The sequence below is a fragment of the Bradyrhizobium sp. 197 genome (assembly GCF_023073375.1).
Lineage (GTDB): Bacteria > Pseudomonadota > Alphaproteobacteria > Rhizobiales > Xanthobacteraceae > Bradyrhizobium.
Window position 1 is genome coordinate 73,223 of record NZ_JADPJJ010000177.1, and the last position, 19,405, is coordinate 92,627.

Here is a 19,405-nt window from a genome sequence, read left to right on the forward strand (position 1 = left end):
GACGGCCTCAATTCATCTATGGCGGAGCTTACGCTGTAGCTCGCGTTGGTCTTGGACAGTGCGGATTTGCTCGGCGCTCCGCGCGAGGTCGTCATAGTTCTTGGCAACAAGGCGAAGCGCATCTCGGGATACTCGCAATGATCTGCCTTCGCGCGAAACTCCTCCGCGCGATCCCGCCAGTACTTCGGCGGGTGCATGCGTTCGACACCCATGAAGCCAATCCCCTCAATGGTCCTCCACGTCAACGGACTATAGGTTTCAAACGTTCCCGGTCCGGTTAGCTTTGATGTCTTGGCCGGATGAAAGAAACCGCCAACTGCCGGGGGCCCTTGTCATTAGGTGGGCGCTCTCAATCCTGGGGAGCCAATCCATTGCTGGAGCTGGAGGGCGGTCTCGCTTATCCGCGCCGCTTTGAGGAGAGCTTCGCGCTTCGCTCCGGGCGGTACTGCCTCTGCGCGGCGGCGGGCTTCGTCTGCCAACTGGGCAAGTCGAACGGTCACGGGAATGGTTTGTTTTTTTCTGGTTAGCATGGGGTGGCTCCGCGTAAGGGCGGGAGCACGAGCAGCTCTCAGTCACCGATAGATGCCGTGATGGGCCGGTGATGGAATGACTAGGCGCTTGTTCCGTCAGAATAGATACTAAATTGCGCAGTGCAAAATAGCCGCTTCCCGGAACGGCGCCGAGCTATTGCCTGTCATGGATGTGGACAATCGCATGGAAGAGGCCGCCAACTGAGGCGGCCTTAATGCGCACGGACTTGCTCAATCTCAAAGCGGAGGATCACTCGCAGCACCGGCCCCGAGTAGTCGCGCACCTCGATTGACAAGATGCGGACCACAGAGCCGGGCAGTACGTCCTTGGCGAAGTCAGCCATCGCCTCGGACGCCGCGAGCTTCACGCGCTCGAACGAGGCAAAATCGACCCCGACCTCATCAGGAACAAAGGTCTCATTGTCGCGAGTATCGAAGTAGTAGAGTGGCATTGTCTCCGAATTCGGGGCCGGTACCAAGCGTTCCTAAACCAAATTAAGCCACTCCCAAATTCAACTTAGGCCACTAGGGGTAAAAACAGGCCAGTACCCGCCGTCCCATAAGAACAGAATTAGAATTGGGCACGAACGGTGTACGCCAACGGCGGCGTGGTGGGCAGTGACGGGCTCGAACCGCCGACATCCTGCCTTTAAAACAGGCGCTCTACCATCAGTTATCCACTAGGCGTGATGCCAGCGCATTGCCGGCGACGTTCACCAGCCGGTCTGGGGAGGCGTTTCAACGGAGCTTTCCCGAAGGGGGCTCGACCAGGCTGGTCGCGCAATCGGTCCAGCATGCGGGTGTTGTCCAGGTCGAGCCGCTCTCGTTCCGCTGACGTGGATGCACAACCCGTCTCCGGGATGCCTAATGCCGATCCTGCTGTTCCCGCATATGACCGAGGTGCTCATTGATGCGGAATGTGATCAGCACAAACTCACAAGCGATCCGCGCAAGCATCATCGCAACCACGGCTCCGAGAAGGCTTAACAGGACGGCGATGAAACCGCTGAAGGGGCTGATAGCCATCATGGTCAGGCCTGAGAGAATCCCGAACAGGCCGGAGAGGACCACCACCGCCACGACCAAGACGAAGAACGGTTTGATGATTAAGGGCGTGATGAATTGATCCCAACGAAAAAGCCCACGGTATTCAAACATTGTCGGACCCTACGCTGCGGCTCTGAAACGCCCCAACAGAACAAGGTCGTTCTCCAAGTTCGGTCCAGGCGGGATTGATAAAGCGGTCCCACTGAAACAGGTCGCTGAATGAAAACATCTCTTTCCCCCGGGCGAATCGCGCCCCCGCCGCGTCAATTGACCAAAAGGCGGGTCCGGCCCGACTCGTCGAATGTAGCACGAGCCATGCGGGCCAGCGGGTTGAGATTGCCGCAAAGTGCGGCCACAATCTGTCATTCCCTCAAAGCTTTCCCAAGATGACCCTGACCTTCGAAGATTTTCCGCCCGGCCGGTTCGGAACATTCGGCCCGCGCCATGTCACCCGCGACGAGATCCTGGCTTTCGCCGCCGAGTTCGATCCGCAGCCGATGCACCTCGATGAGGACGCGGCGAGCAAGAGCATGCTGCGCGGCTTGTCCGGCTCGGGCTGGCACCTCTGTTCGCTGATGATGCGAATGATGGCCGACGGCTTTATCACCCGCGCCGCCTCGCTGGGTTCGCCCGGCGTGGACGAGGTGCGTTGGCTGTCGCCGCTGAGACCCGGCGACGACCTCATGCTCGACGTCGATGTACTGGAAGCGCGTACCTCGAAGAGCCGCCCCGAGCTCGGCATCGTCAAATTCAAATGCACCGTGCGTAACGCGGCGGGGCAGGCGCTGTGTGAGATGACCTCGCCGATACTGATCAAGCGGCGCGAAGGGGCGGTTTGATGCGGTTCTTTGAGGACATCGAGATCGGCCATCGTCGCGAGATCGGCGCCTACAATTTCACGGCGGACTCCATCAAGGCGTTCGCCGCGAAGTTCGATCCCCAACGTTTTCACCTCGACGAGGAGGAGGGCAAGAACTCGCTGTTCGGCGGGCTCGCGGCCTCGGGCTGGCATGTCGGCTCGGCCTGCATGAGCCTGCTTGTCGCGGACGGCCAGCGTTTGGCGCGTGAGGCCGCTTCGCGCGGCGAGGAGATCGCGGTGTGGGGTCCGTCGCCGGGCTTTCGCGATCTGCGCTGGATCCGGCCGGTGCTCGCCGGTGACACCGTCGCTTACGCCAACGTCGTCATCGACAAGCGCAGCTCGGCCTCGCGTCCCGGCTGGGGCATCTTGACCGCCCGCACCACCGGCACCAACCAGCGCGGCGAGGAAGTCTACGCCATCACCGCCAGCGCCTTCGTGCCGATGCGCGTGCAGGGCGGTTAGATTCGTTCCAGGATGAACGGCGAAAACAGCGTGCGAGTGTTGCTCCCGCGCTATGGACGCGATTCCAGGTGGCTGCCATAAGCCTGCGCAACATGGTTCTCCCGCGAAGCAGTTGGCGGAACCATCGAGTTGCTAACCAATTATGAACCTGTCGCTGTCTATTTGATCGATCTGGGCAGAGTACAGGGGACGAGGACCATGGCAGACCGCGGCGCACTCAAGCTGGTCGGATTCATCTTTGCTACCGCGACGCTGGCCGTGATGCTGGTCGCCGGCATGGTGGTGAAGGGCTACGCCGATGGTGGCTACACCCTGGAAGCCTCGAGCGTCGACGCGAGCCGTTAAGAGTTCGTTAACTCCGCGGGCCGCAACGCGGCCGCCGCCTTCAGCGGCTATAGACGAACGCCAATATGGCGATCGCAACCGCCAGCAATCCGACAAAACGCAGCATGATCGTGCCGAACTGGTTCGGCGCCGGCCGCAGCGGTATCGGGTCCGTGTTGTCGGGCCGAATGCTTTCCATGAAATTCCCCCGGCCCGGCCGCAGGTGCGGCGCTCGGCATTGGTCGCCAGGGAGAGGTGGAAAGTTCAAATCGGGGAACGAGACCCCACGAATCAAAACCGCCACGTCCCTTTCGGAACGCGGCGGCTGGTGATGCGTGATGCCAGCGATCAGCTGTTGCGCAGGCCGTCGGCGGCGCGCTTCCACTGCGAGACGTTGTCGGCGATCATGCGGGTCGACTTCATCGCAGCCTGGCTGAGCTGGGCGTAGCCGGAGATCTCGCGCTGGACGCGCTGGCCTTCGGCGTGGAGCAGGTCGCGCAGGCTCTCGAGCTCGGAGATCAAATTCTCGATCTCGGCGAGCGAGGTGCCGGCGACGCGCTGGATCAGCGAATTGACGTTGGTGACGGTGGCCTCCGCGCTCGGATCGAGCGGCGGCGCGTCCGTGGCGGTCGCTGCCGGACGGCGCAGATAGGCGATGTCATTGCGGACGAAGTCACGGATGCCGGCTTCGACTTCCGTCACTGCGGCGAGGTTGGTGTCGATGGTCTCGGTCTCGGTGGTTTCGGTCTTTTCCGGACGCATGGCGTTCATCGTTATTCCCCTGTTCGCGTTGAGCGCAGCGCGAGTGTCCCCCGCACGACGACGTCGATCAGTGGACTAGGGCGCCGGATTTTGGCCGCAACTTGGCCGAGATGCGGCAAGGGCGGTCCATTCGGGGGTTTTGCCGTGGCGTATGGTTACGAGAGTCTGAACGCCGCTCGTGGGGAGGGATCGGGGCGCTCAGCTACCAGCTCTTCTTGAAGCCGGCCGTCAGGCTCTTGTTGATCGCCCCTTGCGAGGTCTCGCCGACCGAGCCGGAGACGGTGACGTTGTCGAACAGCTTTTGCTCGGCGCCGACCTTGCGCAGCCATTTGTCGTCGGTGGTCGACAGCGACTGGCCCGCGGTGATGCTGGTGCCGGTGTCGGTGATGGTGACCTTGGCCGACTGGTCGGTCTCGTAATTCCGCGTGATGTGGCCGCCGACGCCGGGGAGCGCGGTGGTGCCCTGCTGGTTGACGCTGTAGCCGTTCTGGAGTGTCAGCGACGTGTCGTTCGACAGCGGCACCGACTTGGTCAGCGAGGCCCCGAGCTTGCTCTGTTCGGCGCCGGGATCGACGCGGGCCTCCACCGCGGTCTTGTCCCAGATCGCGCCCGCGCCCGGCGCGGTCGCGGCCGCCCAGGCGCTCCCGGATGACTGAGGGACGCTGCCGCCATTGGTGGCCTTTTGTGCCAGGAGCTCGGACATCGTCCGCGGCTCGTTCGTCACCGTCATATCGGCGCCGATACGGGCTTCCCAGAACGAGGACACCGACTGCTTCACCGTCACCGCCGAGGAGCCGTTGGCGTTGGCGTTCGTCGCCCAGTTCAGCCCGTCCTTGGCGGCGGCCTGCGCGCGCTTCTTGGCGGTAATGATGTCGTTGAGCGTGCCGGCGTCGATCGCGAGCTGGCCCCAGTCGAGCTTGTCGATGTCGATACCGCGGAGCACGTCGGGGTCGTTGACGTCGGGGGCCTCCGCCGCCTCGGCGTCCTCGTCGGGCACTGCGGCCGTGGGCGGAATGATCTGCGCCGAAACCGTCAGCACCGATCCCAAAATGAACGCAGCCGCCAGCACCGGCAGCCTGGTCCAGCCGAAACCTGTCGCGAATTCCATAGTCCTGCCCGTCAGCCCAGTTCGCGCTCAGAATGCGGAACCATCATTGCGAAATTGTGGCGGTTCCATCAACCGCGAACCAACGGGCCGCGCGAAAGGCGCGCGCCCGATGACGAGCTTCTCCACGATTGCATCCGGCGGGGCTGGAGGCCAGGACGCATCGCGGGGAGCATCAGCCATCGGTCCCGAACAGCGGGGCCCGTTGGTGTCCCTTTCAGCCGACGCTGGTCATCTTCGGCAGATGAATGGCGCGGCCGAGTGCCTGCTCGACCAAATCAAACGTGTCGATCAGCACGCGCATGCTGGTGAGCTTGCCCGCCCTGAATTGGGCGAACTGCGCGACCCGCAAGCTGATCGGCTTGCTGGAATCGAGCGCGGTCAACGAATAGCGCAGCATCGAGGCCGCGGAATCGACGCCGAGCATGATGCTCTCGCGGTCGAAGCGGCGGACCTGGAAATTGTCGGCGAGCTGGCGGATGACCTCGAGCACGGCGTCCTTGCCCTGGCGTGCGCCGAGGAACGGAAACATGTCGATCGGGCCGTACAGTGCCCATTCGACGTCCTCGTCGATCAGGGCCCCGATGTCCTCGAAATGCCGGTCGTTGATCGCGCGGTGTAACGCACGCGAGAAACGCCAGAGACTGTGCTCTGTCATTTTGGGCAGTCCTGAAGCTGGCTTGCGAAAAACAAAAACCACCCCATGCGCACAGGAAAGATGCCGCGGGGTCGCTCTACTCATTTGTATACGAACAAAATACGCCGTTTCGGCCAAAACGCAATTCACGTTTTCGCAATGCACAATTGATCCCGGTTTGTGGGATTTACAATAGAACCCCGTAGTTTACCGTTTCGGTCGGTCGGAGAGAGGACTACGCCCCGTCCACCCGCTCGCCCACGATCAGCGGGCCGATCTCACGTTCCAGCACCTGCTGCACCAGGTCGAAGGAATCGATGATCTCCCGGATCTGCGCCACCTGGCCGTTGCGGAAAGTGTAGAACACGGCCATGTCGACCTGAATGATGCGGCCGTTGCTGCGCTTCCTGAAGAACACGCGCAGATAGGCCGCGACCGTGTCGCCTTCGGCGACGATCTGCGGCACCTCGTAGCGGATCTCGGCGTATCGCTCCTGCACGGTGCGCCAGAATTCGCCAAGTTCCTTCTTGCCATGGCAGGGACCCATGTGCGGCAGCACGTCGATCGGCGCGTGGGTGAGGAAGTCGACGTCGTCGGTGCAGCACGACAGCGCGGCCTGGAGGTCGCTGCCGGCGATGGCATCGAGCAGATGCAGCACGCGCTGCCGATTGAGCTTCTCGACTGTCATTCCGCCCGTCCCTCATTGGCCGTGTGGAGTTTGCGCGCAAAGCTAACGCGCGGCCTCGGACACCGGCAATCCGCAACACCACAGGGATGTTGCAGATGATATGACGCGCAAGCGCAATGCCAGGTTCATGGCTGCAATTAGGGGTTGAGCGACCGCGCGTCTGCACCAGTTCATACCGCGTTCGGCTGCATGGCGCGCGAAGCCTTGTACGAACGCACACACCATGAGGCCTCACGCTTATGGAACCGCGACGCGCCCGCGCTCGTTGAAAGGTCGACACCGCATTCGGAGACATCGATCCATGAAATCCCTCGCCGCCATCGCCGCCGCACTTCTCATGCTGGGAGCGACCTCCGCCGCCAATGCCAGGGGCTGCATCAAGGGCGCCGTCGTCGGTGGCGTCGCCGGCCATTATGCCGGCCATCACGGCGTCCTCGGCGCTGCCGCCGGCTGCCTCTACGGCCGGCACCATGCCAAGGAGCAGCAAGAGCAGGAGAGGCAGCGGCCGCGGCAGAGCCAGGTGAACGGGCAGGGCAAGCTGTAGTCCTGTCATTTAGAGACGGCGACCCCGCCGCATCGGCGGTCCACTCCCACGTCCTGCTTGCGGGGCGAGGCGGAAAGCACCGTCCGCCGAACCAGCGTGACCCGTCTCACATCACGCCTCGGACACCGCAGCTAACGTCCTCCCCATGTCATCAGGGAGACGTGCCATGGCGGCTCTCGCCACTGTCAGAAAGTCCAGCCTGCACAACGCGCTCGAAGGCCTCGCGCTGACCGCGACGCTGCAGAGCTTCCCTACCTTCGCCGCCGCCGCCTTCCTGCTCAAGCTCGTCGGCAACCACGACCTCGTCGGCGATCCCGGCGTCGCCATCTTCGTCGCCATCGCCTCACTCGCCCATGCGCTGCTTGCGGTGACCTTCGGGCCAAGCTTCCCCGCCTTCTTCAAGACCGTCTACGAACCAAAATTCTTCGAGGCCCATTTGTCGCTAGCCGACAAGATCACCGCATGGCGCACCCAGCCGCTCGCCTCGCTCCAGCTCATGACCACCGTGCTGCTGCTGTCGGTGATGGCCGTGGTGACGGCGAGCGTGGGATGATCGCATCATGCCCTTCATCACCGCGGCGAAATCCGGTCCGCTCAACTGGCTCGAAGGCTTTGCGCTCACCACAATCCTACAGGGCTTCCCGATCTTCGCCGCCGCTTCACTGATGGTGAAGCTGCTAGGAGACTACCGCGGCAGCAGCCACGTGCCCACCGTTGCGTTGGCGTCGATCTTCTACAGCATCTTCGTCGTCGCGGTCGGCTCGGCATTCCCAAGGCTCTTCAAGAACGGCTACGAGGCACCGTTCTTCGACGCCAGCCTGTCCTTCTCCGAAAAGATCGCCTGCTGGCGGGCCAAGCCGGCGACGTCGGTGCAACTCATGGCGTCAGTGCTGCTGCTGTCGCTGCTGACGACGATCGCGGGGTGAGGGGGTGTTGTCCTCATTCTAGGGCGCCGGCGAGCCTGGAATCTATAATCACGTGCGGTGCCGGCGGCTCTACGCTCCCTACCTCTTCTTCCACCCACCTCTATGCCCCGGCGCTCCTCCGCTCGACCGCGGCGATGGTCCAAACTCCGGCCCCGACTGCTTTGAGTCCGTCGGCTGGATAATGCGGCTCTCGCCGCCGAACGGCTTTGACGGCGGCGCGCGGTCGGCGCGATAGGGCAGGGACTCCGGGCCATGCATCTCGTCGAGATGCGGCTTGTGCACCTTCGAGCCGCTGCCGCCGCCGCTCGCTTTCAGCGCGGAGCTCACGGTCTTTTTCTTCATGGCGCTGACGGGCAGGTTTGCCGCGTCGCCGTATTTCTTCGTGCCTGCATAGGCGCCGGCCTTGCCCTGCACGGTGCGCTGCTTGACGGTGGGGTCGTCGACCACCGCGAGTTCGGTGGCGCGCAGGCGCTTGACCTCATCGCGGAGGCGGGCGGCTTCCTCGAAGTTCAGATCGGCGGCGGCCTCGCGCATCCTTGTTTCCAAATCGGCGAGCACGGCTTCGAAATTGTGGCCGATCGAGATGATGTCGTCGGTCATGTCGTGACCGCCGACCTCGACCAGCACATGATCGCGCTCGTAGACGCTGTTCATGATGTCGCCGATCGACTTCTTGACGCTCTCCGGCGTGATGCCGTGGGCGGTGTTGTACTCGACCTGCTTTTCGCGGCGCCGGTTGGTTTCCGCGATGGCGCGTTCCATCGACCCCGTCATCTGGTCGGCGTAGAGGATCACCTTGCCGTCGACGTTGCGCGCGGCGCGGCCGATGGTTTGAACCAGCGAGGTCTCGCTGCGCAAGAAGCCTTCCTTGTCGGCATCCAAAATCGCGACCAGCGCGCATTCGGGAATGTCGAGGCCTTCGCGGAGCAGGTTGATGCCGACCAGCGCGTCGAACGCGCCGAGGCGCAAATCCCGGATGATCTCGATGCGTTCGATAGTGTCGATGTCCGAGTGCATGTAGCGCACGCGAATGCCCTGCTCGTGCAGATATTCGGTGAGATCCTCCGCCATGCGTTTTGTGAGAACCGTGATCAGCGAGCGATAGCCGGCCAGCGCGGTGGCGCGGACCTCGCCGACGAGGTCGTCAACCTGGGTGCGAGCCGGGCGAATATTAACCGGAGGATCAATAAGTCCGGTCGGGCGGATCACCTGCTCGACGAACACGCCGCCGCTCTCGTTCAACTCCCAGCCGCTCGGTGTCGCCGACACCGCCACCGTCTGCGGCCGCATCATGTCCCACTCCTCGAAGCGCAGCGGGCGGTTGTCCATGCACGACGGCAAACGGAAACCGTATTCGGCCAGCGTCGCCTTGCGGCGGAAGTCACCGCGGAACATGCCGCCGATCTGCGGCACGGTGACGTGGCTCTCGTCGGCGAACACCAGTGCGTTGTCGGGGACGTATTCAAACAGCGTCGGCGGCGGCTCGCCGGGCAGGCGCCCGGTGAGATAGCGCGAATAGTTCTCGATGCCGGCGCAGCTTCCGGTCGCCTCCATCATCTCGATGTCGAAGGTGGTGCGCTGCTCCAGCCGCTGTGCTTCCAGCAGGCGGCCCTGGTCATGAAGCTGGTCGAGCCGCATCTTCAATTCGGATTTGATCGACTTGATCGCCTGCACCAGCGTCGGGCGCGGCGTCACATAATGCGAATTGGCGTAGATCTTGATGAATTCGAGCTCGTCCTGCTTGTGGCCGGTGAGCGGGTCGAATTCCTCGATGTTCTCGACGGTGTCGCCGAACAGGTTCACGCGCCAGGCACGGTCCTCATAGTGCGCCGGAAAAATGTCGATGACATCGCCGCGCACGCGAAAGGTGCCGCGGGTAAAATCGGCCTGGGTGCGCTTGTATTGGAGGGCGACGAGGTCGGCGATGAGCTGGCGCTGGTCGATGCGCTCGCCCTTCTTCAGCGCAAACGTCATCGCGGTGTAGGTCTCGACCGAGCCGATACCGTAGATGCAGGACACCGACGCGACGATGATGACGTCGTCGCGTTCGAGCAGCGCTCGTGTCGCGGAGTGGCGCATGCGGTCGATCTGCTCGTTGATCGACGAATCCTTCTCGATATAGGTGTCGGTCCGCGGCACATAGGCCTCGGGCTGGTAGTAGTCGTAATAGCTGACGAAATACTCGACCGCATTGTCGGGGAAGAAGCTCTTGAACTCGCCATAGAGCTGGGCGGCGAGCGTTTTGTTCGGCGCCAGGATGATGGCGGGCCGTTGCGTCTTCTCGATCACCTGCGCCATGGTGTAGGTCTTGCCCGAGCCGGTGACGCCGAGCAGCACCTGGGTGCGGTCGTGGCGCTGGATGCCTTCGACCAGCTCGGCGATCGCGGTCGGCTGGTCGCCGCGCGGCTCATAGTGGGATTTGAGCTCGAAGCGCACGCCGCCTTCGGACTTTTCCGGGCGGGGTGGCCGATGCGGTGTCCACACCTGCGTCGAACCGTCGTCCTTGCGGAACTCCGGCCGGCCATCGCGGATCAGCGCGTCCAGCGCATCCGCCGTTGCCTTGACGCCGAGCGCCTCCATCTTGCTGCGCGGCGGACGCGCCAGCGCTTCGGCATCGTCCTCTTCAGTCGGAAGTCCAAGCTGACGGGCCAGTTCCGGATCGAGCGTCGGGATCGTGGCCGCGGTTCCGTAATTGGCTTGCGGTGCCTCGTCGAAGCCCGCGTCGCGCGCCCCCGGCGGCTGCGGATTGGGCCGCAGCGGCATCGGCCTGAAATTGGTCCTGGCCGTATCCTGCGGAAACTCTCTCGGGGTCGACGCCCGTGCCCGATGCGCGGCGGCCTCGCCGCCGGAGCGGCGGTCGCGCGAATTGTCCGGCGGCGGCTGGAGCCCGGTACCCGACCCAAGCCCGGCATCGCCGCGATTGATCGCGGGATTGAGCAGCTCGGCCAGCGCCGGCCCGATCGGCTGCACGTCAGGACGTGACGCCTTGGAATTTGGCGCCTTCGAGTTGGGGGCCTTGGCCTTGGGGGATTTGCCGGATTTATCGGAGGATGCAGGTTTCTTCGCCATGCACCGAATATGGGGCGAGTCCGCCTCGCAATAAAGAGCGAATGCCTGTCCTGGGTCAGCATGCTGACAGCAGGTTGGCAGCAGGCCGGAAAGATTACGCCGCCGGCACCGGCCCCTCGTCCCCGGCTGCCCGGCGCGGTTCGAGGATGTCGAGATGGATCCCGCCGCAATCGGTGCAGCGCATGGTCCAATACTCGCATCCGGCGCGGCCGCTGATCACGCGGAGCACCGTGAGATCGCCGTCGCATTCCGGGCAGCTGCACAACACATTGCGGGCGTAAATCCTCGGCCGCGGCGTGTCTTCGAATTCGATGACTGACATGAACCGGTCCCCTTTTACCCTGCGCCGTCCCTGGGTTCGCTTGCAGTCCCGCTCGCTTATTCGTCGTCGCTGTCGTCGGCCCGTCGGCGGAAGCGATCGATGTGATGCTTGGCATCGGCAATCGCGGCGTCGGGATCGGGCCAGGCGAAGCCGACTTCCATGGCCGGAAACAGCACCCCGTCGATGGCAACCGGGCTGAAATCGGCGCGCCTGATCCGGGCGTGCCACAGCCCCTTGCCAGCTTCGAAGGATTCGATGTCAAAGCCGTCGTAGATGGTCGTCATTGTAGTCCCCAAAAATGTCCCGCTTGAGCGTCTTGTTGAAGGGTCAAGGGACCACGTTTGCGGATTCCGGGATGTGAAGTCGTTCACAAGCGGCGGGCTTTTTTGGCCGCTAGCCTAGTTCCGCGCCGAGCTGCGGGCGGTCCGCCGGACGGGACGGGCGGCAGGTTCCGACGCCGCGCGCATGATCCAGCGGCGGAAGGCGGCAAAGTCGCGCTGCTCGGTCTGGAAGCTGCGGTAGAGCAGGTACCAGCGCATGCCCTTGGGCACCGAGAGGTCGAATGGTGCCACCAGCCGGCCGGCGGCGAGATCGTCGTCGATATAGGGCCGGATGCCCATCGCGATGCCGAGCCCGTCGGCAGCGGCCTGGAGTGCCTGGCCGTAGAACTGGAACTCCGGGCCGCGCGCGTTGATCCGTGTAAGGCCTGAGGCCTTCAGCCAGATCGGCCAGTCCTCGGGCGAATGCTCGACGCGGATCAGGCTGGGGCCTTTGAGGTCCGCCGGCCGCTTCAGGCTGGAAGCGAGCCGGGGCACGCAGACCGGCGTGAGGTCGCCGGCAAACAGCGGCTCGGCCACCAGCCCCGGCCAGTCGCCGGTGCCGAGCTTGATGCCGCAGCTCCAGTCCTCGCCGAACGGCACCGACGCGCCGCCGGTGGTAAAGCGCACCTCGATGTCGGGCTCTTCGTTGCGAAACTCCGACAGGCGCGGGATCAGCCAGCGCATCGCAAAGGTATGGCCGACGCCGATGGTGAGCACGCGGACGCCCGAGGGTGCCGTCACCTGGGCGGTGAGGCTTGCGAGCGCATCGAAGATCGGCGTCAGCCCGCTCTGATAGGCGCGGCCTGCCTGCGTGAGGAGCAGCTTGTTGGCCTTGCGCTCGAACAGCGCGACGCCGAGCCGTTCTTCCAGGATGTGCACCATGCGGCTGACCGCGGCGGCCGATACACTCAGCTCGAGGCCGGCCGCGGCAAAGCTGCCGGCCCGTGCCGCGGCTTCGAATGCCTTGATGCCGTTGAGAAACAGCAAGCGCCGCAATGACCGACCCTCAGGAAAGCTGATGCCAGGCCAAGATAACTCAGTTTGCGCGCCGAGGGCAAGCGCGGCACGTTCTCCTTCGCTTCTCCACCTCGGGGAGATAGCCAACAGGAGATTCTCTCGTGACGCCGATCATGATCGCTGCCCTTGGATTTCTGATGGTCGGCACCGCGTTCCTGTCGGGCCTGTTCGGCATGGCCGGCGGGTTGATCTTGATCGGTGTGCTGCTGGCCTTGATGCCGCTGCCCACCGCGATGGTGCTGCATGCGATAACTCAGATGGCCTCGAACGGCTGGCGCGCGTTTCTCTGGCGCGCGCATATCCGCTGGCGGCCGGTCGCGAACTATATGGTCGGCGCGGCTGTCGCGCTCGCAGCGTGGTCGATCACCCGCTATGTGCCGGATAAGCCGGTCGCGCTGCTGCTGCTCGGCACCACCCCGTTCATGGCGCGGCTGCTGCCCGCCAACATCACGCCGGATCCCGACCGTCTCTGGCAAGGCACCGTCTACGGCACGATCTGCATGGGCCTGATGCTGATGACCGGCGTATCGGGGCCGCTGCTCGACACCTTCTTCCTCGGCGGCGATTTCGGCCGGCGCGAGAAAGTGGCGACCAAAGCGATGTGCCAGCTCGTCAGCCATTTCACCAAGCTGATTTATTTCGGTGGCGTCATCGACCAGGCCGCGACGCTCGATCCGGTGCTCGCCGGGGTCGCGATCTTGGCATCGATGCTCGGCACCACGCTGGCACGCCGCCTCCTCGCAGCCATGACCGACCGGCAATTCGTGGCCTGGTCGTACAAGCTGATCACCACCATCGCCTGCTACTACATCGCCTATGGCGGCTGGCTCCTGCTTCGTACGCCGGTGCTGGCGGCCTTCGACAAGGGAGGTTTGCAATGAGCGAGACCGCCGATCCGCTGGTGCTGGACTTCGTCGAATGGGTCGCGCGCGAGCCGCGCGCCTATGCCGAGGTCATTGCGATCTGGAAGACCTCGTGCCCGCGCCTCACCATCTGGGAAGACGCCGCCGACCGCGGCTACGTCGCGCGCGAAACGCGACCCGGAATAGGACTGATCATCGCGGTGACGGAAGGTGGCGAGAGGTTGCTGCGCACGAACGGGCGGTAGCTCTCGCCACATCCGTCATTGCGAGCGCAAGCGAAGCAATCCAGAATAGGAGACCCTCACCCTGAGGAGCGCGCACCTTGCGCGCGTCTCGAAGGGCGAGGCCGAGATCGGCCTTCATCCTTCGAGACGCGCGTTCGCGCTCCTCAGGATGAGGGGCTGGCAGCTAAGGGCCCTTTCCATGTCACTCAAACTCTACGAACTCGTCGGCGCGGACGCCTCGCGCCCGTTCAGCCCGTATTGCTGGCGCACGCGGATGGCGCTCGCGCACAAGGGACTGGCGGCGGAATCGCTGCCCTGGCGCTTCACGGAGAAGAGCGCGATTGCGCCGCACGGCTCGGAGAAGGTTCCGGTGCTGCTGCATCACGACGAGCCGGTAGTCGATTCCTGGGCGATCGCGAACTATCTCGAAGACAAGTTTCCGAATAGCCCGTCGCTGTTCGGCGGCGAGGGCGGCCGTGCCATGGCGCGCATGCTCAATGCCTGGGGCGACATCGCCATCGTCGGCGGCATCTTTCCGCTGATCGTCGCCGATATCCCGAGGAATCTGGCCGAGGTCGACGCTGCCTATTTCCGCCAGTCGCGCGAGGCGCGTTTCGGCGGCAAGAGTCTGGAAGAGGTGATGTCGGGCCGCGATGCCGGCGTGGTCGCGTTCCGCAGATCGCTCGAGGTGATGCGTCAGACCCTGAAGAAGCAGCCCTTCATCGGCGGCGCCGCGCCGAACTATGCCGACTACATCGTGTTCGGCGGATTTCAGTGGTCGCGCGTGACGAGCCCGTTCAGGCTGCTGGAAGTCGATGACCCGGTTTACGCCTGGCGCGAAAAGCTGCTCGACGCATTCGACGGCATGGCACGAAAATCGCCGGGGCATCCAGTCTAAGCTTCGTAGCCCGGATTACGCTTGCGCACCATCCGGGCTTCGCGCCGCCGCAGCCTTGCGCAGGCACGCCCGGCACAGACAATCCTCGCCCTTGACCAGCATCGGCAACCGCGCCGTTTCCTCCGCGCACCAGCAGGTGCCGGAGAGGTCGCAACCGAACTCGGTGCCGCAGCGGGAGCAGGCGAGGCGACGCGGTTCCTGCACCGGAATTTCTTGCGGATTTGTCATGATTTGCGCAAAAGCTGGGCCGTCATTTTCATGCCGGGTTCATCTCCGGCCGCGGTATATTAGGCCTCGCGCCCGGACTCGGAAAGCGGTTAGCAACGCGCGAAGGACACATCGATGGCCCGCGATTCGCAAGCCGCCCTGGTTGCGCTCAACCGTTTCGGCTTCGGCGCCCGCGGCGGCGCGTCCGGCGATCTCATCAACGCGGCCTCGGATCCGCGCGGGTTCGTCAAGGCGGAACTGAGCCGCCCCAATGGCGTACTGCTGGAGGCGCCAGGGCTGCAATCCACGCCGCAGCTCGGGCAGGCCGTGTTCGCCTATCAGGACCAGGTCAAGCAGGCGCGCGAGGCCGCCGCCAAAGCCGGCGCGCCGACTGAGGCGCCGGCCGATCAGAAGCCTGGATTGCGTCGCAATCTCTCGCTGAATGCAGTCGCGACCGAGATTGCCGGCCAGATGGCGGAAGCCAAGCCGGCTGACAACAAGCCTGCCGACAATATGGCGAAGCCAGGCGCCATGCAGCCTAACGCGGCGACACCGCCTGTCGTAAAGCCCGCTCCGCAGCCGCTCAACGTCATCCAAAAGACCTTTCGCGCCGAGGCGCTGGCGCGGTTGCAGCGCGCGACCCTGATCGAGTGCGGCTTCACTGAGCGGCTGGTGGTGTTCTGGTCCAACCATTTCTGCATCTCCGCGAGCAAGGGTGAGCTGGCGCGGATTTGGGCCGGCGCGTTCGAGCGCGAGGCGATCAGGCCGAACGTGCTCGGGCGCTTCGCCGACATGCTCAAGTCCGTCGAGCAGCATCCGGCGATGCTGTTCTTCCTCGACAACCAGCAATCGCTCGGGCCGGACTCGCGCGCGGGCCAGAACCGCAAGCGCGGGCTGAACGAGAATCTCGCGCGTGAGATCATGGAGCTGCATACACTCGGCGTCGGCGGCGGCTACACCCAGCAAGACGTCACCTCGCTCGCGCGCATCATCACCGGCTGGACCTTTGCCGGCAGGCAGGGGCAGTTAGGGGTGCCCGGCTCGTTCGTGTTCAACACCAATGCGCACCAGCCCGGGCCGCAAATGCTGCTCGGCAAGACCTATGAGCCGACGGGCCTTGCGCAGGGCGAGGCCGCGCTTGCCGACATTGCGCGCCATCCCTCGACAGCGAATTTCATCGCCAGCAAATTCGTGCGCCATTTCGTCGCCGACGATCCGCCGCCTGCGTTGGTGGCGCGATTGCGCGATGTTTTCATCAAGACCGACGGCGATCTCAAGGCGATGTCGACGGCGTTGGTCGATTCCGACGACGCGTGGAAGGCGCCGCTGACCAAGATGCGCAGCCCATACGATTTCGTGGTCGCGAGCGGCCGGTTGCTCGCGCGCGTGCCGGAGGATCCCGGCGCGTATCTGAACAATCTCAATCTGCTGGGACAGCCGCTGTGGTCGCCGGCTGGGCCGAATGGTTTTGCCGATACCAGCGCCACCTGGGCTGCGCCCGAAGGCATCAAGCTTCGGCTCGACATCGCCGCGCAAATGGGTGCGCGGCTCGGCAACAATATCGACCCGATCGACCTGCTGGAATTCGCGGCGGCAGATGCTGCCTCCATCGAAACGCGGCGTACCATCGAGCGCGCGGAGTCGCGGCAGCAAGCATTGGCGCTGCTGTTGATGTCGCCGGAAATGCAGAGGAGATGACGATGATCGACTGCGTCGAGAACCGGCTCATCACCTCGCGCCGCGGCCTCCTGCTCGGCGGTGCGTCCTTCGCGGCCTGGGCCTATTGCCGAAATTCGCGCGCGCGGCGGACGGTCGCGATCCCCGGCTGATCGTGGTGATCCTGCGCGGCGCGCTTGATGGGCTTTCGACCGTCGCGCCGATCGGCGATCCCGATTATGCCGGCCTGCATGGGTCGATCGCCCTCTCAGCTGACGGCGCGCATCCCGCCATCATGCTCGATACTTTCTTCGCGCTGCATCCGGCGATGCCTGAGTTCGCGCGGATGTATCGCGATATGCACGCCGCGGTGATCCACGCGGTGGCGACGCCCTATCGCGACCGTTCGCATTTCGACGGCCAGGACGTGCTCGAAAGCGGCTACGCCGGCCCGGGGCGCGTGCAATCCGGCTGGCTCAACCGCGCGCTGGAAGCGCTGCCGCGCGGCGAGCGTGTCTCGAGCGGACTTGCGGTCGGCCCGACCACGCCGCTGGTGCTGCGTGGCAATGCGCCGACCGTCGGCTGGACCCCGGTGGCGCTGCCGCAAGCCGACGACGACACCGCGATGCGTCTGGTCGATCTCTACCGTCACCGCGATCCGGCGCTGGCATCGGCTTTGGCGCAGGGCCTTCAACTCGAGAAGGCTGCGAGCGGCGACGACATGAAGCCGAAGCCTGGCAACGCGGTCGTGCAGATGCGGCAGGTCGCGCGCGGCGCCGCAAAACTGATGGCGGCCGACGACGGTCCGCGCATCGCCGCGCTCGCCTTCGACGGCTGGGACACGCACGCCAATGAGGGCGGGCCAGTGGGGCGTCTCGCGGTCCTGCTCGGCGGGCTCGACGGCGCGCTCGCCGAATTCGAAAGCGGCCTCGGCGAACGCTGGCGCGACACCGTCGTCGTGGTCGCGACCGAATTCGGCCGCACCGCGCGCATCAACGGCACCGACGGGACCGACCACGGCACGGGAACGATCGCGCTGCTCGCCGGCGGCGCGGTGAAGGGCGGCCGCGTCATCTCCGACTGGCCCGGCCTCAAGCTCGCCAACCTTTACGAGGGCCGCGACCTCAAGCCCACTACCGATCTGCGCTCCGTGATCAAGGGCGTGCTGCAGGGACAGTTCGGCCTGTCGGATCGCGTGCTGGCCGAGACGGTGTTCCCGGACAGCGCAGGCGCACGACCGATGAAAGGGCTGGTTGCCTAAACTGTCATTCCGGGTTCGCGCCTTGCGGCGCGTCCCGGAATGGCGACATGATCAGCCGAACATCAGGAGACCATCACCCATGTACATCGCCATGAACCGCTTCCGCGTCACCAAAGGCTCCGAAACCGCTTTCGAGCAGGTCTGGCTTTCGCGCGATACCCATCTGGACAAGGTGCCGGGCTTCGTCGAGTTTCATCTGCTGCGCGGTCCCGAGCTCGAGGACCACACCCTGTACGCCTCGCATACGATCTGGGCCAACCACGCCGCGTTCGAGGCCTGGACCCAGTCGGAGGCGTTTCGTGCCGCGCATCAGCGCGCCGGCGACAACAAGCCGCTGTATCTCGGCCATCCCCAGTTCGAAGGCTTTGAGGTGATGCAGACTGTGGGACGCGGCGCGAAGTAGCACGCCGCCGCAGAGTTCAGCCCAGCGTGATCTTGTCGATCTCGGCAAGATCATCCGCACCGAGCTTCCACGCGATCGCCCTCACGTTCTCCTCGACCTGCTCGACGCGGGTCGCGCCGGCGATCACGCTCGACACTTGCGGGCGTGCAGCGAGCCAGGAGAAGGCGAGCTCGAGCATGCTGTGGCCGCGTACCTTCGCGAAGGCCGTGAGCTTCTCGACGATGTCCTCGTTACGCGGTGTGACGTAGCGGTCGCGCAGCCGCGGCACCTTGCCGAAGCGGGAGTCATCAGGCGCGGTCTCCCCCTTTCTGTATTTGCCGGTCAGAAGTCCGCTTGCGAGCGGGAAGAACGGCAACAGACCGAGCTTGTATTCCTGCGCGGCCGGCAGCAGATCCTTCTCGATGTCGCGCACGACGAGGGAGTATTCGTCCTGGCAGGAGATGAAGCGGCTGACATTCATCGCGCGTGCGACGTACTCCGCCTCAGCGACCCGCCAGGCCGGAAAGTTCGAATTGCCGATGTAGCGAACCTTGCCTTGGCGGACGAGATCGTCAAGAGCGCGCAAGCTCTCCTCGATCGGCGTCAGTGGGTCACAATCGTGCTGCTGGTAGAGATCGATGTAATCGGTCTTCAGCCGCTTCAGGCTCGCGTCCACGGCCTCCATGATATAGCGGCGCGAGGCGCCCTGCTTGGTTCCGTCTTCCGCCATCGGCTTGGAATATTTCGTCGCCAGCACGATGTCCTTGCGGCGATCGCCCAGCACGGCGCCGAGTACATTTTCCGAACCACCCATGTTCGAATAGACGTCCGCGGTGTCGAACAGCGTGATGCCGAGATCGAGCGCGCGATGGATCACCTTGCGCGAGGTCTCCAGGTCGGTGCGTTGGCCGAAATTGTTGCAGCCGAGCCCAACCGCAGACACGCGCAGGCCGGAGGCGCCGAGATTGCGAATTTCCATGGGAGATCCCTGTCAGATGAGCAGCGGCGCATTGTGACCGCCGTACGCCGCAGCAGCAAGCCGCCAGCCGCGTTGCTGCCATACCGACAAGGGACTGCCGACAAGGAACTGCCGACAAGGAACTGCCGACAAAAAAACGCGGCCCCTGTCAGACGCGGCGACTGACGGGGACCGCTTGGAGCGCTTGATCGGTAACGGGGGGCCTGATCAGACGCAGGTGCAACCTAGGGTCTGTTGGGATTCAGGATTCTCATCGGGGCTTGGTTGTGATTCAAGCTTGGGATGGACCGATTCGTTTTGACTGACGCCCAATGGGCGAAGAT

The 19,405-nt window shown here is 64.3% G+C and carries 25 protein-coding genes and 1 pseudogene; 13 read left to right on the forward strand and 13 right to left on the reverse strand.

Features of this window, described 5'->3' with window-relative positions; genetic code table 11:
* The first annotated feature begins 371 nt into the window (after positions 1–371).
* Entirely contained in the window at positions 372–527 is a 156-nt protein-coding gene (locus IVB27_RS39025) for a hypothetical protein (protein ID WP_247447878.1), read from the forward strand.
* A 215-nt stretch (positions 528–742) separates the two neighbouring features.
* Here IVB27_RS39025 and IVB27_RS39030 read toward each other — a convergent pair whose 3' ends face one another.
* Both IVB27_RS39030 and IVB27_RS39035 read right to left on the reverse strand, forming a co-directional pair.
* Entirely contained in the window at positions 743–982 is a 240-nt protein-coding gene (locus IVB27_RS39030) for a DUF6894 family protein (protein ID WP_247447879.1), read from the reverse strand.
* A 412-nt stretch (positions 983–1,394) separates the two neighbouring features.
* Positions 1,395–1,688: a DUF4282 domain-containing protein gene (locus tag IVB27_RS39035; RefSeq protein WP_247447880.1), complete on the reverse strand. Its 294-nt coding sequence runs from the start codon at positions 1,686–1,688 to the stop codon at positions 1,395–1,397.
* Positions 1,689–1,963: 275 nt separating this feature from the next.
* Here IVB27_RS39035 and IVB27_RS39040 point away from each other — a divergent pair, with 275 nt between their 5' ends.
* From IVB27_RS39040 to IVB27_RS39050, 3 genes are all read left to right on the forward strand, one after another.
* Complete coding sequence (locus IVB27_RS39040; RefSeq protein ID WP_247353019.1) at positions 1,964–2,416, forward strand: MaoC family dehydratase; 453 nt, start codon at positions 1,964–1,966, stop codon at positions 2,414–2,416.
* Positions 2,416–2,898, forward strand: coding sequence for a MaoC family dehydratase (locus IVB27_RS39045; RefSeq protein ID WP_247447881.1), 483 nt, complete (start codon positions 2,416–2,418; stop codon positions 2,896–2,898). Before IVB27_RS39040 ends, IVB27_RS39045 begins: the two co-directional genes overlap by 1 nt.
* A gap of 198 nt (positions 2,899–3,096) precedes the next feature.
* Positions 3,097–3,243, forward strand: a complete 147-nt coding sequence (locus tag IVB27_RS39050; RefSeq protein ID WP_015688514.1) for a hypothetical protein — start codon at positions 3,097–3,099, stop codon at positions 3,241–3,243.
* A 40-nt stretch (positions 3,244–3,283) separates the two neighbouring features.
* Here the strand turns inward: IVB27_RS39050 and IVB27_RS39055 are convergent, their stop codons facing one another.
* From IVB27_RS39055 to IVB27_RS39075, 5 genes are all read right to left on the reverse strand, one after another.
* Positions 3,284–3,421 carry a hypothetical protein gene (locus IVB27_RS39055; protein ID WP_187437467.1) on the reverse strand — a complete coding sequence of 46 codons (138 nt, stop codon included), beginning with the start codon at positions 3,419–3,421 and terminating at the stop codon, positions 3,284–3,286.
* Positions 3,422–3,570: 149 nt separating this feature from the next.
* Positions 3,571–3,993: a hypothetical protein gene (locus IVB27_RS39060; protein ID WP_007596788.1), complete on the reverse strand. Its 423-nt coding sequence runs from the start codon at positions 3,991–3,993 to the stop codon at positions 3,571–3,573.
* 193 nt (positions 3,994–4,186) lie between these two features.
* The gene (locus IVB27_RS39065; protein ID WP_247447882.1) at positions 4,187–5,092 is read right to left on the reverse strand and encodes a hypothetical protein; all 906 of its coding nucleotides are present in this window, start codon (positions 5,090–5,092) and stop codon (positions 4,187–4,189) included.
* 214 nt (positions 5,093–5,306) lie between these two features.
* Positions 5,307–5,747: a nuclear transport factor 2 family protein gene (locus IVB27_RS39070; protein WP_247353023.1), complete on the reverse strand. Its 441-nt coding sequence runs from the start codon at positions 5,745–5,747 to the stop codon at positions 5,307–5,309.
* Positions 5,748–5,961: 214 nt separating this feature from the next.
* Positions 5,962–6,414 carry a nuclear transport factor 2 family protein gene (locus IVB27_RS39075; protein WP_247447883.1) on the reverse strand — a complete coding sequence of 151 codons (453 nt, stop codon included), beginning with the start codon at positions 6,412–6,414 and terminating at the stop codon, positions 5,962–5,964.
* 301 nt (positions 6,415–6,715) lie between these two features.
* On the opposite strand from IVB27_RS39075, the gene IVB27_RS39080 reads away from it, so the two are divergent.
* From IVB27_RS39080 to IVB27_RS39090, 3 genes are all read left to right on the forward strand, one after another.
* Positions 6,716–6,958, forward strand: coding sequence for a hypothetical protein (locus IVB27_RS39080; protein ID WP_247447884.1), 243 nt, complete (start codon positions 6,716–6,718; stop codon positions 6,956–6,958).
* A 166-nt stretch (positions 6,959–7,124) separates the two neighbouring features.
* Positions 7,125–7,511 (forward strand): hypothetical protein, encoded by a 387-nt coding sequence (locus IVB27_RS39085; RefSeq protein ID WP_247447885.1) that lies wholly within the window; start codon positions 7,125–7,127, stop codon positions 7,509–7,511.
* Between the two features lie 7 nt (positions 7,512–7,518).
* Positions 7,519–7,884, forward strand: coding sequence for a hypothetical protein (locus IVB27_RS39090; RefSeq protein WP_247447886.1), 366 nt, complete (start codon positions 7,519–7,521; stop codon positions 7,882–7,884).
* Positions 7,885–7,962: 78 nt separating this feature from the next.
* On the opposite strand, the gene uvrB is transcribed toward IVB27_RS39090, so the two are convergent.
* The 4 genes from uvrB to IVB27_RS39110 form a co-directional block, all read right to left on the reverse strand.
* Positions 7,963–10,953 carry an excinuclease ABC subunit UvrB gene (gene uvrB / locus IVB27_RS39095; protein ID WP_247447887.1) on the reverse strand — a complete coding sequence of 997 codons (2,991 nt, stop codon included), beginning with the start codon at positions 10,951–10,953 and terminating at the stop codon, positions 7,963–7,965.
* A gap of 94 nt (positions 10,954–11,047) precedes the next feature.
* Positions 11,048–11,275, reverse strand: a complete 228-nt coding sequence (locus IVB27_RS39100; protein ID WP_247447888.1) for a hypothetical protein — start codon at positions 11,273–11,275, stop codon at positions 11,048–11,050.
* A 56-nt stretch (positions 11,276–11,331) separates the two neighbouring features.
* Positions 11,332–11,559 carry a hypothetical protein gene (locus tag IVB27_RS39105; protein WP_247320737.1) on the reverse strand — a complete coding sequence of 76 codons (228 nt, stop codon included), beginning with the start codon at positions 11,557–11,559 and terminating at the stop codon, positions 11,332–11,334.
* A 114-nt stretch (positions 11,560–11,673) separates the two neighbouring features.
* Positions 11,674–12,591 carry a LysR substrate-binding domain-containing protein gene (locus tag IVB27_RS39110; RefSeq protein WP_247447889.1) on the reverse strand — a complete coding sequence of 306 codons (918 nt, stop codon included), beginning with the start codon at positions 12,589–12,591 and terminating at the stop codon, positions 11,674–11,676.
* A gap of 122 nt (positions 12,592–12,713) precedes the next feature.
* On the opposite strand from IVB27_RS39110, the gene IVB27_RS39115 reads away from it, so the two are divergent.
* The 3 genes from IVB27_RS39115 to IVB27_RS39125 all read left to right on the forward strand — a co-directional run bounded on the left by IVB27_RS39115 (position 12,714) and on the right by IVB27_RS39125 (position 14,597).
* Positions 12,714–13,493 (forward strand): TSUP family transporter, encoded by a 780-nt coding sequence (locus IVB27_RS39115; protein WP_247447890.1) that lies wholly within the window; start codon positions 12,714–12,716, stop codon positions 13,491–13,493.
* Positions 13,490–13,720: a hypothetical protein gene (locus tag IVB27_RS39120; protein ID WP_247447891.1), complete on the forward strand. Its 231-nt coding sequence runs from the start codon at positions 13,490–13,492 to the stop codon at positions 13,718–13,720. Before IVB27_RS39115 ends, IVB27_RS39120 begins: the two co-directional genes overlap by 4 nt.
* 178 nt (positions 13,721–13,898) lie before the next feature.
* The gene (locus IVB27_RS39125) at positions 13,899–14,597 is read left to right on the forward strand and encodes a glutathione S-transferase family protein (protein WP_247447892.1); all 699 of its coding nucleotides are present in this window, start codon (positions 13,899–13,901) and stop codon (positions 14,595–14,597) included.
* 15 nt (positions 14,598–14,612) lie between these two features.
* Here IVB27_RS39125 and IVB27_RS39130 read toward each other — a convergent pair whose 3' ends face one another.
* On the reverse strand, positions 14,613–14,825 hold the full coding sequence (locus IVB27_RS39130; RefSeq protein ID WP_247447893.1) for a cysteine-rich CWC family protein: 213 nt from the start codon (positions 14,823–14,825) through the stop codon (positions 14,613–14,615).
* Between the two features lie 114 nt (positions 14,826–14,939).
* Between IVB27_RS39130 and IVB27_RS39135 the strand changes: the two genes are divergently transcribed.
* From IVB27_RS39135 to hmuQ, 3 genes and pseudogenes are all read left to right on the forward strand, one after another.
* Positions 14,940–16,502, forward strand: coding sequence for a DUF1800 domain-containing protein (locus tag IVB27_RS39135; protein ID WP_247447894.1), 1,563 nt, complete (start codon positions 14,940–14,942; stop codon positions 16,500–16,502).
* A pseudogene (locus tag IVB27_RS39140) lies at positions 16,499–17,721 on the forward strand (DUF1501 domain-containing protein). The gene IVB27_RS39135 and the pseudogene IVB27_RS39140 overlap by 4 nt, the downstream one beginning before the upstream one ends.
* A gap of 79 nt (positions 17,722–17,800) precedes the next feature.
* Positions 17,801–18,124 (forward strand): heme-degrading protein HmuQ, encoded by a 324-nt coding sequence (hmuQ, locus tag IVB27_RS39145; protein ID WP_247353042.1) that lies wholly within the window; start codon positions 17,801–17,803, stop codon positions 18,122–18,124.
* Between the two features lie 16 nt (positions 18,125–18,140).
* Here hmuQ and IVB27_RS39150 read toward each other — a convergent pair whose 3' ends face one another.
* Entirely contained in the window at positions 18,141–19,082 is a 942-nt protein-coding gene (locus tag IVB27_RS39150) for an aldo/keto reductase (protein WP_247447895.1), read from the reverse strand.
* Positions 19,083–19,405 lie beyond the last annotated feature (323 nt).